General features: G+C 72.1%; 11 protein-coding genes and 1 pseudogene. 3 read left to right on the top strand and 9 right to left on the bottom strand.

The window, feature by feature from the left end; all coding sequences use genetic code 11:
- The first annotated feature begins 15 nt into the window (after positions 1-15).
- Together LQ326_RS31315 and LQ326_RS31310 are read left to right on the top strand one after the other, a co-directional pair.
- The gene (locus LQ326_RS31315; protein WP_234542416.1) at positions 16-999 is read left to right on the top strand and encodes an aldo/keto reductase; all 984 of its coding nucleotides are present in this window, start codon (positions 16-18) and stop codon (positions 997-999) included.
- Between the two features lie 82 nt (positions 1,000-1,081).
- Positions 1,082-1,567: a DUF6328 family protein gene (locus LQ326_RS31310; protein ID WP_234542415.1), complete on the top strand. Its 486-nt coding sequence runs from the start codon at positions 1,082-1,084 to the stop codon at positions 1,565-1,567.
- A 29-nt stretch (positions 1,568-1,596) separates the two neighbouring features.
- On the opposite strand, the gene LQ326_RS31305 is transcribed toward LQ326_RS31310, so the two are convergent.
- The 9 genes and pseudogenes from LQ326_RS31305 to LQ326_RS31265 all read right to left on the bottom strand — a co-directional run bounded on the left by LQ326_RS31305 (position 1,597) and on the right by LQ326_RS31265 (position 11,049).
- Entirely contained in the window at positions 1,597-2,262 is a 666-nt protein-coding gene (locus LQ326_RS31305; protein WP_234542414.1) for a DUF2238 domain-containing protein, read from the bottom strand.
- 68 nt (positions 2,263-2,330) lie between these two features.
- Positions 2,331-2,756, bottom strand: a complete 426-nt coding sequence (locus LQ326_RS31300) for an SsgA family sporulation/cell division regulator (protein ID WP_234542413.1) — start codon at positions 2,754-2,756, stop codon at positions 2,331-2,333.
- A 63-nt stretch (positions 2,757-2,819) separates the two neighbouring features.
- Positions 2,820-3,887: a hypothetical protein gene (locus LQ326_RS31295; protein ID WP_234542412.1), complete on the bottom strand. Its 1,068-nt coding sequence runs from the start codon at positions 3,885-3,887 to the stop codon at positions 2,820-2,822.
- A 91-nt stretch (positions 3,888-3,978) separates the two neighbouring features.
- Positions 3,979-4,676, bottom strand: a pseudogene (locus LQ326_RS31290) (TIGR03557 family F420-dependent LLM class oxidoreductase).
- Positions 4,677-4,713: 37 nt separating this feature from the next.
- Complete coding sequence (locus tag LQ326_RS31285) at positions 4,714-6,348, bottom strand: serine/threonine protein kinase (protein WP_234542411.1); 1,635 nt, start codon at positions 6,346-6,348, stop codon at positions 4,714-4,716.
- A gap of 200 nt (positions 6,349-6,548) precedes the next feature.
- A complete protein-coding gene (locus LQ326_RS31280; protein WP_234542469.1) occupies positions 6,549-7,508 on the bottom strand; it encodes a threonine/serine dehydratase family protein in 960 nt (319 codons plus the stop codon).
- Positions 7,509-7,642: 134 nt separating this feature from the next.
- Entirely contained in the window at positions 7,643-8,320 is a 678-nt protein-coding gene (locus LQ326_RS31275; RefSeq protein ID WP_234542410.1) for an AIM24 family protein, read from the bottom strand.
- Between the two features lie 56 nt (positions 8,321-8,376).
- Positions 8,377-9,720, bottom strand: a complete 1,344-nt coding sequence (locus LQ326_RS31270; RefSeq protein WP_234542409.1) for a CAP domain-containing protein — start codon at positions 9,718-9,720, stop codon at positions 8,377-8,379.
- 102 nt (positions 9,721-9,822) lie between these two features.
- Positions 9,823-11,049 (bottom strand): serine hydrolase domain-containing protein, encoded by a 1,227-nt coding sequence (locus LQ326_RS31265; protein ID WP_234542408.1) that lies wholly within the window; start codon positions 11,047-11,049, stop codon positions 9,823-9,825.
- Positions 11,050-11,357: 308 nt separating this feature from the next.
- Between LQ326_RS31265 and LQ326_RS31260 the strand changes: the two genes are divergently transcribed.
- Positions 11,358-13,139: a M4 family metallopeptidase gene (locus LQ326_RS31260; RefSeq protein WP_234542407.1), complete on the top strand. Its 1,782-nt coding sequence runs from the start codon at positions 11,358-11,360 to the stop codon at positions 13,137-13,139.
- The last annotated feature ends 182 nt before the right edge of the window (positions 13,140-13,321 follow it).

Here is a 13,321-nt window from a genome sequence, read left to right as displayed (position 1 = left end):
TGACAGACTGGCGCCATGGAAGAACGCGTAATCGGCAGGTCGGGACAGCGGGCATCGGTCGTCGGCCTGGGCACATGGCAGCTCGGCGCCGACTGGGGCGAGGTGGACGACAAGGAGGCGCTCGCCGTCCTGGAGACGGCCGCGGAGTCGGGGGTGACCTTCTTCGACACCGCCGACGTGTACGGCGACGGGCGCAGTGAGCAGACCATCGCCACGTTCCTGCGCGGCAGGCCGGACCTGCATGTGCTGGTGGCCACCAAGATGGGCCGCCGGGTCGACCAGATCCCGGAGAACTACGTCCTGGACAACTTCCGCGCGTGGAACGACCGGTCGCGCCGCAACCTCGGCGTGGACCGCCTGGACCTGGTGCAGCTGCACTGCCCGCCCACCCCGGTCTATTCGTCCGACGCGGTGTACGACGCCCTGGACACCCTGGTCGAGGAGGAGCGCATCGCGGCCTACGGCGTCAGCGTCGAGACCAGCGCCGAGGCGCTCACCGCGATCGGCCGCCCGGGCGTGGCCAGCGTGCAGATCATCCTCAACCCGTTCCGCATGAAGCCGCTGTACGAGGTGCTTCCGGCCGCCCAGGAGGCCGGCGTCGGCATCATCGCGCGCGTGCCGCTCGCCTCCGGGCTGCTGTCCGGCAAGTACACCAAGGACACCGTCTTCGCGGCCGACGACCACCGCACCTACAACCGGCACGGCGAGGCCTTCGACCAGGGCGAGACCTTCTCCGGCGTGGACTACGCCACGGGCGTCGAGGCAGCCGCCGAGTTCGCCGCCCTCGCCCCCGAGGGATACACCCCGGCCCAGCTCGCCCTGCGCTGGATCATCGGCCAGCCCGGCGTGACCACGGTGATCCCGGGCGCCCGCAACCCGGAGCAGGCCCGCGCCAACGCGGCCGCGGCGAGGCTCCCGGAGCTGCCGGGGGAGACGGTCGCCGCGATCCGCGAGCTGTACGACCGCCGGATCAAGGACCAGGTGGAGAGCCGCTGGTAGCACCGGTACGGGCCGGGAGCGGAGCCCTGCCGCTCCCGGTCCGCGCCGTTTGAAGGACCGGTCCGGGGGTTACCCGCACCCCATGACCGACCAGGAGCGGCGGACCGGCCGGGACGAGACGCCGGAAGAGCGCGCCGACCGGATGTGGACGGAACTCATCCAGGAAGTGCGTGTCGCCCAGACCGGTGTGCAGATCCTGTTCGGCTTCCTGCTGACCGTGGTCTTCCAGCAGAAGTACGCCGAGCTGTCCCACGTGGACAAGACGATCTACATCGTCACCGTCCTCCTGGGCGCGTCCGCCACGGGTGCCCTCATCGGGCCCGTCTCCCTGCACCGGCTGGTCTCCGGCCGCAAGGTGAAGCCGGAGGCGGTGCGGCTGGCGTCCCGGCTGACCTTGATCGGCCTGTTCCTGCTGCTGGCCACCATGACCGCCTCGCTGGTGCTGATCCTCCGGGTGGCCACCGAAGGGAGCGCCGTGACCTGGGTGGTGGCGGCCGTCGTCGCCTGGTACCTGGTGTGCTGGTACGGCCTGCCGCTGTGGTCCCGGCACCGCCACACCACCCACTGAGCCGCCTCACACGGCCCGCCGCGGCCGTCTCACACGGCCCGCCGCGCCGCCTCCAGCGTCCGCAGCTGCCGGTCGTGCACCCTGCTCAGCACCAGCAGGGACACCGTCGCCCCGATCAGCGCGCAGAACATGTCCCACTGGGTGTCCCACACGTCGCCCTGCGTGGCCAGGAACGCGTCCGCGCCGTGGCCGCCGATCTCGGCCGCCAGCCACTCCAGCAGCTCGAAGAAGGCGCTGAAGGCGAGGCAGGCGCACACCGTCAGCGGGGCCAGCCAGCGGCTGCCGCGCAGCGGGGACGTGCGCACGAGCAGCTCGCGGACCAGGATCGCCGGCACGAAGCCCTGCATGAGGTGGCCGAACCGGTCGTACGGGTTGCGGGACAGATGGAAGGCGTCGCGCACCCAGTCGCCCACCGGTACCTCGGCGTAGGTGTAGTGGCCGCCGGCGGCGAGCACCAGCGCATGAGCCGCGAGGAGGCCGGCCAGCAGCCCCGTCAGCGGGAACCGCCGCCAGGTCAGCACGACCAGCGGCAGCCCGGCCAGCACCCACACGGTCTCCAGGAACCAGGTGGTACGGTCCCGCGCACCCCAGGCCGAGAGCGCCAGGCCGGCCACCACCACCCCGGCGAGCAGGGCCGGCGGGACACGGCGGGGCACTCGGTGCGGAACGGGGCGCGGGGCGGGGACTGCGGTCATGGCGGACTCCTTGTCGTGGGAGCCCCATCGTGGCCGCGGCGTCCGGACACCGGCATGAGTACGGCTACTCACCCGGTGGCGAGGATCTCCGCGAGTACGTCGTCCACCGGGAACTCTTCCCGGCCGGGCGGCACGGCCAGGTACGTGTCGCTCAGGAAGGAGGCCAGTGCGGGCGCCCAGGCGAACACCACCGCGTGGTGGCGGCCGCCGCCGGGCAGGGGGTCGCCGAGGAAATCCATGCGCACTTCCCTCCAGCGCCCCTGCCGCACGGGACGCAGCCGGACGTCCCCGACCCCGACCGGTTCTCTCAGCCCGTCGTTCAGCATCTCGCGGTCCAGCCGCCACCGGGCGAGCACCCTGCCGTCCAGGGTGAACACCGCGGTGATGGCGAACGGGTCACCGGCGTCGTACGACAGATGGGCCAGGACGGGGCAGCGGCCCGTCCCTTCCGCGCGGAGCTGTACGACCAGGGTCCTGTGCACGATGGGGTTCACGTGAGTGGCCTCCGAGAACGACCGGCTTGGTGCCCTCTAGTACCCCTCTCACGGGAAAAACGCTCAATCCCGAGCGGAATTGCCGTGCGAGACCTGCGCCTGCTCGGTGCCCTTCGCGCCGCGCAGCGCGGCCAGGCAGGAGCCGATGGCCTGCTGGAGGTCCACCAGGCGCTGGACCATGTCGTCCTCGTAGAAGTCCTGGGCGTCGTCGAAGGTCAGCTCCTCGAACGCCCTGGTCGCCTTCTGGAGGCTGCTGTAGAACCTGGTGCGCTTCTCCTGGACCCGCAGTTCGGGGTCGGCCTCCACCGCCTCCACGACCAGGTTCTTCATGGTGTCGTAGGCCTCGCTCGCCCACTCGCCGGTGTCCTCGTCCTCGTCCAGTTCGTCGAGGAGCGAGAGATGGCGCTCGGCCTCCTGGCGCAGCTCGGCCGGGGCGTCCACGGTCTGCCCGGCCGGGGTCTTGATCTGGCCGGACTCGGCGATCTGCCGGACGTAGCCGATACGGTCGGCCGAACGGCTCTCGGTGGCGACGGCCTTCTTGAGGTCCGCGGTGCGGACCACGTCCCGGGCCAGCACGGTCTGCAGGTCCGGGTCCTCCTTGACGCGGTCGAGGAGGGCCGAGCGGGCTGCGCGGGCGGTGGAGGGGTCGGCGAGGATCGCGGCGCGCAGCGCGGTGGGGTTCTCGGCGACTTCCAGGGCCTTGGTGGGCCGGATGCCCTCGGCCTCGGCGGCCGCCGCGATGGCGGTGCCGCGCTCGGAGCCGGCGCTGCTGCGTGCGACGTAGTAGCTCAACCAGGCGTCGGAATCGGGGAGTTCCACCTCCTGCCCCGGCGCGAGGGCCTCGAAGTGCGGGACCAGACCGTCGTCGGCGGCCTTGTCCCAGGCCTTGTAGTAGCGCATGACGCGCTCCGCGGAGCAGCCGGCCAGCTCGGCGAACTCCTTCGCCGAGACCTTCGGGGTCTCGTCCGCGCCCTGTCCGCCCGGCCGGACGCTGCGGGCCACCATCAGCCCGAACGTCCAGCCTCCGGTCCGCACGTAGGCGCCGAACTCGCGGGCGTCCCGGGCCACCAGGTCGGAGAGGGGGGCCGGGGCCGCGCCGGACGTCTCGGCCGGGTCGATCGCTAGGGTCACGGAGGACACTCCTGAAGGCTGCCGAACTGTGTAGGTAACGACCGGCAGCCTATATCGACCCATTGGCCGGGGTTTGCCGCACCGTCGAAGATCAGCCGAGCGCGTGGCGCAGCGCCGGCAGCAGGGTCTTGCGGGACCAGCCAGGTAGTCCGGCTGCGACTCGCCGCCGATCTGGACCAGGGCGATCTCGTCGAACCCGGCCTCGGCGTACGGCCGTACGGCCTCGACGACGTCGTCCGGGTCGTCCCCGCAGGGGATGGAGGCGGCCACGTCGTCCTGGGTGACGAACCGGGTCGCGGGATCGGCGGCGGCTCGGCGGGCAGGTCCCACGGCCGGGCGGACTCCACGTCGAAGTGGGGGCCGCGGCGGTTTGCACGGCCGCCCGCGAACAGCGCCCTGATGATCTCCACCGCCTCTTCCAGCATCTTGTGGCATACGTCCACCGAGGGCCAGCCGCCGCCCACCACGTGCTCGTTGGGATTCTCTCCCGAGCCGAGGCCGAGCCGGAACCGGCCCCCGGACAGCAGCTGCACGGTCGCGGCCTTCTGGGCCACGATCGCCGGGTGGTGGCGGAACACCGGGCAGGTCACGTAGGTCATCAGTGGCGCGGGCGGCCGCACCGAGCACACTCCACACGTACGGCGAGTGGCCCTGCGCGCGCAGCCACGGAACGTAGTGGTCCGAGGCCACCGAGAAGTCGAAGCCCGCCTCCTCGGCTCCCACCAGATGGTCCACGAGATCACACGGACCGGCCTGCTCGGTCGTCATCGTGTATCCGATGTGCACCATGGGCGCCGGGTCCCCCGGTGGGCGGGGGAAAAACGGATCAGCCGGCGGAACCGCGGAACGTCGCCAGGAAGGTCCTCATGGCGAGTTGGTCGGCGGCGTCGTACCAGGCTGCCGCGGGTGCCGTGATGCGCAGCGAGAAGCTGCGGCCGCCGCCGAGCAGGAAGCCCCGGCCGAAGGTGCGCACCCGGCCGGCACCGGTTCCGGAGAGCCACTCCATGTCCGCCGCCCTGTGGCCCTGGTAGGTGGTCGCCTTGATTTCGCCGATCCGCCGGTAGCCGTCCAGCTTCTCCAGGCTGGGCTCCACGTCGTCCCGCCAGATCACCACCGGGTCCGGACCCGCCTTGGTGCTGTAGGTGACGGCCAGGGTGCGCGGGTCGTCGCCGCCCGGGCCGAAGGTGACGCGATAGGCGACGTCGTCCCGCTGGGTGTCGAGGCGCTTCCAGCCCTTCGGGAGTGCCACGGAGAACCCCTCCGGGGCGGTGTAGCGGTGGAAACCGGCCGGCAGGGCGCTCCCCGAGGCGACGGCCGAAGGCGAGGCGGAGGCGGACGGGGAGGGGGAGGCGGAGGACGTCAGGACGGGGGAGGAGGGCACCGTCCGCGAGGAGGACGGGCCGGCCCCGTTGCCGTCCGTCCGGTTGGCCGGGTCGCCGGCGGTGGCGGAGGCGGTCGGGGCCGAGCCCGCCGAGGAGGCGCCCGGCAGACCCTGCGTCGCGGCCAGCACCGCGACCGACACGGTCACCACGGCCAGCGCGGTCCCGCCGATCATGGTGGTTCTGCTCCACCCGGAGGCCCGGGCGGCCACATAGGCACCGCGCAGCCGGGAGACGGGGACGCGCTCGGTGACCGTGTCGGGATCCTCGTCCAGGACCCGGGCCAGCGCCTGACGCGCCACCGGCCGGCTCAGCCGCTCCCGGGAGTTCTTCCGCAGCAGTCCCTGCACCGCCGGGGTCAGTGGGCCGGCCCGCAGCGGGGTGCGCAACGGCAGCCGGTCCACGCCCTTCAGGGTGGCCTCCGTCCTGCCGCGGTCCCGGAACGGCGGCCGCCCCTCCACCATCGTGTAGAGGATCGCGCCGAGCGCCCACAGGTCGGCGGCGGGCCCGATGCGCTCGTCCCGCGCCTGCTCCGGCGAGGCGTACGACGGCGCGGTCACCCGGGGCGCCAGCGTCGCACCGGCCAGGCCGAACCCGGTGACGACCACCGGCCCCCGGTCCCGGACGAAGATCTGGCCGGGGCTGAGCTCGCCGTGCGTGTAGCCGTCGGCATGAGCGGCCTCCAGCACGTCGAGCACCTCGAGACCGATGCGCGCGGCCCGTACGTAGCTGAACGTGGACTGCCCGGCGAGCAGCTCACTGAGCGGCGTGCCGTCGATCAGCTCCGTGACCGTCCACAGCGAGCCCGCCTCCTCGAAGGCGTCGATCACCATGGCGACGCGGCCGGGCCGGAGCGCGCTCATCACCTCGGAGGAGCGCAGAATACGGGCCGTGGTCCGGCGCACGGTGTCCTCGGTGGGCGGCTCGGGAAACGCGATCTGGGTCACCAGGCGCGGTCGCTCGGCCTGCACGTCCTCCGCGTACCAGCTGATCCGGTTCGGCTCGCGGTCGGCGACTTCGATGAGCCGGTACCGTCCGGCGACCAACTCTTGTGCGGAGACATGCGCCTTGACCATCGTCATCCCTCGCTGAAACCCCTGCCTCGTCATTAACCAGAGGTACGCGGGACGTGCCCGGGATTGTTCAAAGAATCTGCAACTCCGCGGCCGTTCTTGCCTTATATTCAACTGGCCGCACTGGCCGGTAACTTGGGGAAAACAGCGAATGGCCGGGCCTCGACCTGTGGGTAACCGACGGTAAAGGCCCGGCTGCGGTCCGCCGGTCAGCCCAGCCCGAAGCGCTCGGTCCACTCCGCGATCTCCTGGCGGGTCACATTGCCCCCGCACACCACGAGCCCGATCCGGGCCCCGGCGCCGGCCCGCTCGCGCACCTGCCGGGCCGCGGGCAGCAGACAGCCGGCGGCCGGCTCGGTCCACACCTTGGCGTGCTCGGCGAACTCCAGACTGCCCCGCACGGCCTCCCGGTCCGGCACCACCAGCACCTCTTCCACCAGCGCCGCCACGTGGTCGTACGTCAGCCGGGACACGGACGGCGCGCTGAGCGTCGTCACGATCGACGACACCGCGACCGGCAGCGGACCGCCCGCCGCCAGCGCCTCGGACATGGCCTGGGCGCCCGCCGTCTCCACGCCCCACACCCGTACCTCGGGGCGGCGGGCCCGCAGGGCGGCCGCGACGCCCGCGATCAGCCCCCCGCCGCCGATGCTGACGATCACGTCGGTGAGGTCGTCCGCGTCCTCAGCGAGCTCCAGGCCCACCGTGCCCTGTCCGGCGATCACCACCGGGTCGTCGAAGGGGTGGACCAGCGTGAGCCCCTCGTCCCGCAGCCGCATCACCAGCTCGAACGCGGAGTCCATGCCGTCGGTGAGCCGCACCGACGCGCCGGCCGCCTCGACCAGCCCGATCGAGCGCGCGGGCGCCGTCCGTGGCATCACCACCGTCGCCTTCACGTCGAGGGCCGCGGCCATCACCGCGAGGGCGATGCCGTGGTTGCCGCCGCTGACCGCCACCACGCCGGCCGCGCGCTCGGCCTCGCTCAGCGACAGCAGTTTCGCCGTGGCACCGCGCGCCTTGAAGGAGCCGGTGCGCTGGAGCAGTTCCAGCTTGACCGTGACCGGCGCGCCGAGCAGCTCCGACAGGCCGGGGCTGGGCACGGTGGGGGTGCGTACGACGTGCCCGGCGACGATCCGGGCCGCGGCCTCGATGTCCGAGATGCCGATGATGCCGTTCAAGGCGGTTCACCTTTCCGGCGCGGGGGCGGAAGTCCGCGCCGTTCGCACCCTGACCCGGCCGCAGCGCCCTGGTCAACCCGCCCCGGCCGAGACGGACGGGCCACATGGACCAGGGCTGCCGCGGGTCAGTGCTGCTGTGCCTTCTGCGGGGTCAGTTCGCTCGGCCGGACCACGACGTACCCCTCGCCCTGGAGCATCAGCTGGACCGCTTCGCCCGAACCGCCGCGCAGCATCGACCCGATGGACTGCGAGCGGTGCAGCGAGGTCTGCAGGTGTGCGGTCCAGCCCACCACGGCGTCCGTGTCGACGTACACCGGGGCCTGCGGCGAGACCGGGATCACCAGCGGGTTGCCGTCGCAGATCAGCCCGAGTTTGCCGTGCCCGGAGAACACGCTGTTGAACAGGCCGCCGCCGGCGATGCCGGACCCCTTCACCGTCTTGATCTCGTACGCCAGAGTGGCGTCGAAACACAGGACGTTGCGGCCGTTCACCGTGAACTGGTCACCCGGCTCCAGCTCCACTATGAAACAGTTCTGCGCCTCGTGCGCGAACCAGGCCTCGCCCTGGCCCTGCACGGACATCAGCGGCAGCCCTTCGCCGGTGACCGCGCGCTTGAGCATCCCGCCCACACCCTGGCCCTTGCGTTCGAACTTCAGAGCGCCGCGGTGCGCGATCATCGCGCCCTGGCGGGCGTACATCTCGCCGTTGACCGCGTACTTGACGCACTTCGCGTTCTCGGCCGTCATGCCCGGCTCGACCGCCGGCGCCACCATGTGCTGACTTGAAAAGAGATCACCCTTCATGCTGGGCATGGTGTCCCGGAAGGACCCGTTCCGCCAAGATCACGCACCGTACCGGTTCAGGCACCGAACAACTGGGTCCAGTAGGTGCCGGCCCGGCCGCCCCCTGCGAAGCCGGTGCCCAGGTGGGTGAAGTCCGGTCTGAGGATGTTGGCCCGGTGGCCCGGGCTGTTCATCCAGCCGTCCACCACCTCGGCCGCGGAGCGCTGGCCACAGGCGATGTTCTCGCCGATGGTGCGCCGCCGCGAGCCCGCGGCGGCCGCCCGGTCCCAGGGCTGGGTGCCCTCGGGGGAGGTGTGCGAGTAGAAGTCGCGGGCCGCCATGTCGGTGCTGTACGCCTGCGCGGCGGCCGCCAGCTGCGGATCCACCGCGAGCGGCCGCAGCCCGGCCCGGGTGCGCTCCCTGTTGGTGAGGTCGAGGACTTCGGCCTGGGTCCGGGCCAGTCCGGCCTGGGTGAGGGGCCTGGCCCACAGGGCGGTCCAGTAGGTGTCCCCGTCCCGCGGGCTGAGGGCGTGGGCCAGGCCGGCGTGCGTGAACGCCGTATCGAGCAGGGTGCGCCGGGCGTCCTCGGTGCGCAGGCAGTAGTCGACGAACTCGGACGGGGTGCGGGGGCCCGAGACGAGGTGTTCGCCCACCGTCACATAGGCGAATCCGGTACCGGTGATCCGCTGGTGGACGAAGACGCCGTCGCGGCTCTCGCCGGACAGCCGGCCGGCGTCGGCCATCGCGGCGGCGTGGGCGAGAGCGGCGGAGGCGAGCCGGGCGTCCGGGGCCACCGGCGGGCGTCCGGCCCGGGCGCGGGCGGTGTTGACCAGCCCCAGCAGACCGTCCGGATCGGGGAACGAGGCCAGCGAGGGGCGGGCCGGAGAGGCGGCCGTGCGCTGGGCCGGGATCGTGGCGCGGAAACCGGGGGACGGCTGCCGGTCCTCGACCACGTCGACACCGAAGTCCCGGGCGAGTCCGGCCAGCCCGTCCGCGTATCCCTGGCCGATCGCGCGCAGCTTCCAGCCGGTGCCCCTGCGGTATATCTCGGAGAGCAGCAGCAGGGTCTCCGTCTGCGGGCGTGGCGGTGCGAAGCGGGCCACGGTACGGCCGAGGGGGTCGGTCACGTGCAGGGTGGCCGCGGGCAGCCGGCCGAGCGGGGTGCCGGGCTCGGCGGCGGTGACCGAGAGGGTGACACGCCGGGCGCCCGCCCGCAGCAGCGCCGGCTCGACGGTCAGGGTGTCACCGCGCAGCCGGACGCCGGGTGCGTCCGGCTGGTTGTAGAACACGAAGTCGGCGTCCCCTCCGACCTTGCCGCTCTCGTCGGTGATCAGCGCCGACACGTCGAAGGGGCCGGGCACCCGCAGCGTCAGCGCGCCGCCCGGAAGGGGCAGATTGCCCCCGGGGACCAGCTCGCTCATCGCGCCGCCTCTACGAGGTCAGGGGCCGAACGCCGCGCCCGGTGGGGGAGTCGCCGGTTGAACGTCCGGCCCGGGCGCGAGGTTCCCCCGGGAGACAGGGCGCTACTGCTTTCGAGGCGCGGCCGGGGCCACGTCCTCCTGTTCGATCGGCGCGGCCGCGCCGTGCGTGGACTTCTGCTCGCCGCAGAACGCCGGCTCCAGGGTGGCCGCCAGCGCGTTGAGGACGTCGGAGCTGTTGGAGGTGTTGGCGAGCGCGGTGAGGCTGCGCCTGCCGTCCTTGGTGGTGAAGGCGTACGTGTAGTACCCCTGGACGGCGCCCGTGTGGCCGTACACCGAGATCCCGCAGGACAGGTCGCGGCGGCGCAGCCCGAGGCCGTAGGAGGTGGTGGAGCTGACGCGGGTGAAGCGTTCCATCTCCGCGAGGCGGGCGGCCGATGTCAGCTTGCCGCGCACCAGCGCCGAGTAGAAGGTGTCGAGGTCGCGGGCGCTGGAGATGATCGCGCCCGCGCTCTGCGCCCAGGAGACCGTCTGGTCCGTGGCGTCGACGGGCCGGGCACCGGCCTGGTCCGCGGTGAGGTAGCCGTTGGCGTGCTGTCCCGGGATCTTCGTGTCGGGGTGCACGTAGAAGGTGTCGCTGAGCTTCAGCGGCTTGAAGATGCGGTTCTCGTACTCCGTGCGCACGCTGTGCCCGGTGAGCTTCTCGATCAGCAGGCCGGCGACCACGAAGTTGGTGTTGGAGTACGAGTAGGCGGCGCCCGGCGCGTTGGTGCGCGGCTTCTTCAGGCTCATGTCCACCAACTGGCGGTAGGTGAAGACCTTGTCGCGCACGGCCTCGAAGCCGGCCACGCTGTCGGCGAACATGTCGTCGGTGTAGTCGTACAGGCCGCTGCGGTGGCTCAGCAGGTGCCGCACGGTGATGCGGTCGTCGGGCAGCAGGCCCGGCAGGTAGCGGTTGACCGGCGCGTCCAGGGCGAGCCTGCGCTCGTCCACCAGCTGCAGCAGGACCACCGCCGAGAACGTCTTGGTGACACTGCCCACCCGGAAACGGTCGGTGGTGGTGAGGGCCCGCCCGCTCGTGCGGTCGGCGATGCCCTGCGCGGACCGGTAGACCCGCGTGCCGTCGTCGACGCGGGCCATCGCGCCGGGCGCGCCCTTCGCCACGACCGAGCGCAGGACCGCGGCCAGCCCCGCCGTGTCGGGCGCGGGCAGGGCGGCGGCCGCCCGCGGCTTCCCCGCCGTCTTCAGGGGCGCCGCCTGGGCCGGGACCGCGAGCAGCGACAGCGTCACCGCCCCGAGCACCGCGCTCCTGCACACCATTGCCGAGACCATTCGGACCTGCTCCTCTCCGTGCTGTCTTCGATGCGAGATGAGTCACATGCCGTTCGTGGAACCCTCTCGCATTCCGTCACATCTCCACAGCCGACGCACAGTTGGTCACTCCCTGATCACCGTGCGGCGGGGATTCGCCAAGTATTGCCATGAAACGCAACAAAAGCGATGAACTGTGCTTTACATGGACATGATTCATCCGGAAGGGTTGCGGCCCGGGGCCCGACCAGCCCCCTTGGCGCCCAACGGCGCTCTGCCGCAAGGCGGTTGGTGACCACGGCCGTCTTCGAACGAAGGAACCCTGATCAGTGCGTAGCGCGCACATACGCAGCCTGGCGCTCGCCGTCGCCGTGACGACGGCCGCCACCGGCCTGGCCGGTACGGCCTTCGCCGGTCCCGCGACGGGGGTACGACAGCCGGCCGCGGCCTCCGCCGCGACGACCGCGCAGGTGGTGGCGGCGGCCCGGGCAGCCGCCTTCGCCCATGCCGCGGCGACCGGTGTCGGCGCGGGCGACGAACTCCGGCCGCAGGACGTGATGATCGACCCCGAAGGGGCACGCCATGTCCGCTTCGTCCGCACCCACCAGGGGATGCCGGTCCTCGGCGGCGACCTCGTCGTCCATCTTTCCCGCCGGTTGGCCTACACCGGCGTCACCCGCGCGGCCGACCACGCCGTCCGGCCCGCGGCCACCGAGGCGAAGCTGACCGCCGGGCAGGCCGAGGAGAAGGCCGCCGCGGCGGCCGGCGGCGACGCCGGCACCGCCCGGCTGGTGGTGGACGCCCGGGACGGCGCCGCCGCCCTCGCCTACCAGGTGACGGTCGACGGCGCGAACGGCTCCAGCACGGTCGTCGTCGACGCTCTGACCGGAAACGTACGCAGCAACACGCCGGACAGCGACGAGTTCCTCTCGCCCAAGCTGCTGGACACCCTGCGCGGCCGCGGCGAGACCCTCGACCCGGCCGCCGGCCTCGGCGCGCGGGCCCAGGCCCTCGCCGGGGCGTCCGTATCCGCGGCCGCCCGCTACCCGGTGACCGCCCACGGCACTGGCAGGTCCCTCTTCGTCGGCAAGGTCCCGCTCACCACCACGCAGACCGCCCGCAAGAGCTTCCTGCTCAAGGACCCCACCCGCTACGGCACCGAGACCCGGGACGCCAAGGGCAAGGAGACCGAGAGCTTCGGCCAGGGCGCCAAGTTCACCAGCAGCGCCGACAGCTGGGGCGACGGCACCACCGCCAGCCGGGGCAGCGCCGCCGCCGACGCCCAGTACGGCATCACCGAGACCCTGGACTTCTACCGGAAGACCTTCAACCGCAAGGGCATCGCGAACAACTCCAAGCCCGCGCGCGCCCTGGTCCACTGGGGCCACAAGATCGGCAACGCCTTCTGGGACCCGGACTGCGGCTGCATGCTCTACGGCGACGGGGACGGCGACGAGATCAAGAAGCCGCTGGTCGTCCTCGACGTCACCGGCCACGAGCTGACCCACGGCGTGGTGGACGCCACCGCCGGGCTCGAACCGACGCGCGTCGACAACGACGGCAACCAGTTCGGCGAACCGGGCGCGCTGAACGAGTCGCTGGCCGACATCTTCGGCTCCGGCGTGGAGTTCTTCGCCGGCAACCAGAAGAACCCGCCGAACTATCTGCTGGGCGAGAAGCTGGGCCTGCGCCAGAAGTTCCTGCGCCGCCTCGACCACCCCTCCCTCGACCGCCTCGAAGGCGCTGTCGACTACTGGTCCCCCGAAGTGGCGGACGCCGAGGTGCACGCCGGCTCCGGCGTCTCCTCGCACGCCTTCTACCTGCTCGCCGAGGGCAGCGGCCGCAAGACGATCGGCGCCACCGCCTACGACTCGCCGACCTACGACGGGTCCACCGTCACCGGCATCGGCCGCGCCAGGGCCACGGCGATCTTCTACCGTGCCCTGACCCGGTACATGGTCTCCTCGACCGACTTCCACGACGCGCGGATCGCGACGCTGCAGGCGGCCAAGGACCTCTACGGCGCGAGCGGCGTCGAGTACCGCACGGTCGACCAGGCCTGGGCCGCGGTCGACGTCACCGAGGCCAACACGCCGGCCGCCCGCCCCTGACGGGCGCGCCCCACCGCTGATCCGGGTGTCCCACCGGGGCCCCGGATCAGCCGTGCTCGTGGAAGACGAGTCAACACCCCCGCCTCACCCGCCATTTGAAGGCCACCGCGGCCTCACAGTCAACCTTCAGGTGATTCCTGCTTCTTTTATTGACAGCGGAAAATAAGCCACCTAAGTTCCGG

The sequence above is a fragment of the Streptomyces shenzhenensis genome, from assembly GCF_021462265.1.
Classification (GTDB): domain Bacteria; phylum Actinomycetota; class Actinomycetes; order Streptomycetales; family Streptomycetaceae; genus Streptomyces; species Streptomyces shenzhenensis.
This window is presented reverse-complemented; position numbering and strand designations above follow the sequence as displayed.

Excerpts from the sequence above, each read along its gene's own strand:
- LQ326_RS31315 (WP_234542416.1), top strand. The coding sequence starts at position 16 with ATGGAAGAACGCGTAATCGGCAGGTCGGGACAGCGGGCATCGGTCGTC.
- LQ326_RS31275 (WP_234542410.1), bottom strand. The coding sequence starts at position 8,320 with ATGAAGGGTGATCTCTTTTCAAGTCAGCACATGGTGGCGCCGGCGGTC.
- LQ326_RS31305 (WP_234542414.1), bottom strand. The coding sequence starts at position 2,262 with ATGACCGCAGTCCCCGCCCCGCGCCCCGTTCCGCACCGAGTGCCCCGC.
- LQ326_RS31270 (WP_234542409.1), bottom strand. The coding sequence starts at position 9,720 with ATGAGCGAGCTGGTCCCCGGGGGCAATCTGCCCCTTCCGGGCGGCGCG.
- LQ326_RS31265 (WP_234542408.1), bottom strand. The coding sequence starts at position 11,049 with ATGGTCTCGGCAATGGTGTGCAGGAGCGCGGTGCTCGGGGCGGTGACG.
- LQ326_RS31310 (WP_234542415.1), top strand. The coding sequence starts at position 1,082 with ATGACCGACCAGGAGCGGCGGACCGGCCGGGACGAGACGCCGGAAGAG.
- LQ326_RS31285 (WP_234542411.1), bottom strand. The coding sequence starts at position 6,348 with ATGACGATGGTCAAGGCGCATGTCTCCGCACAAGAGTTGGTCGCCGGA.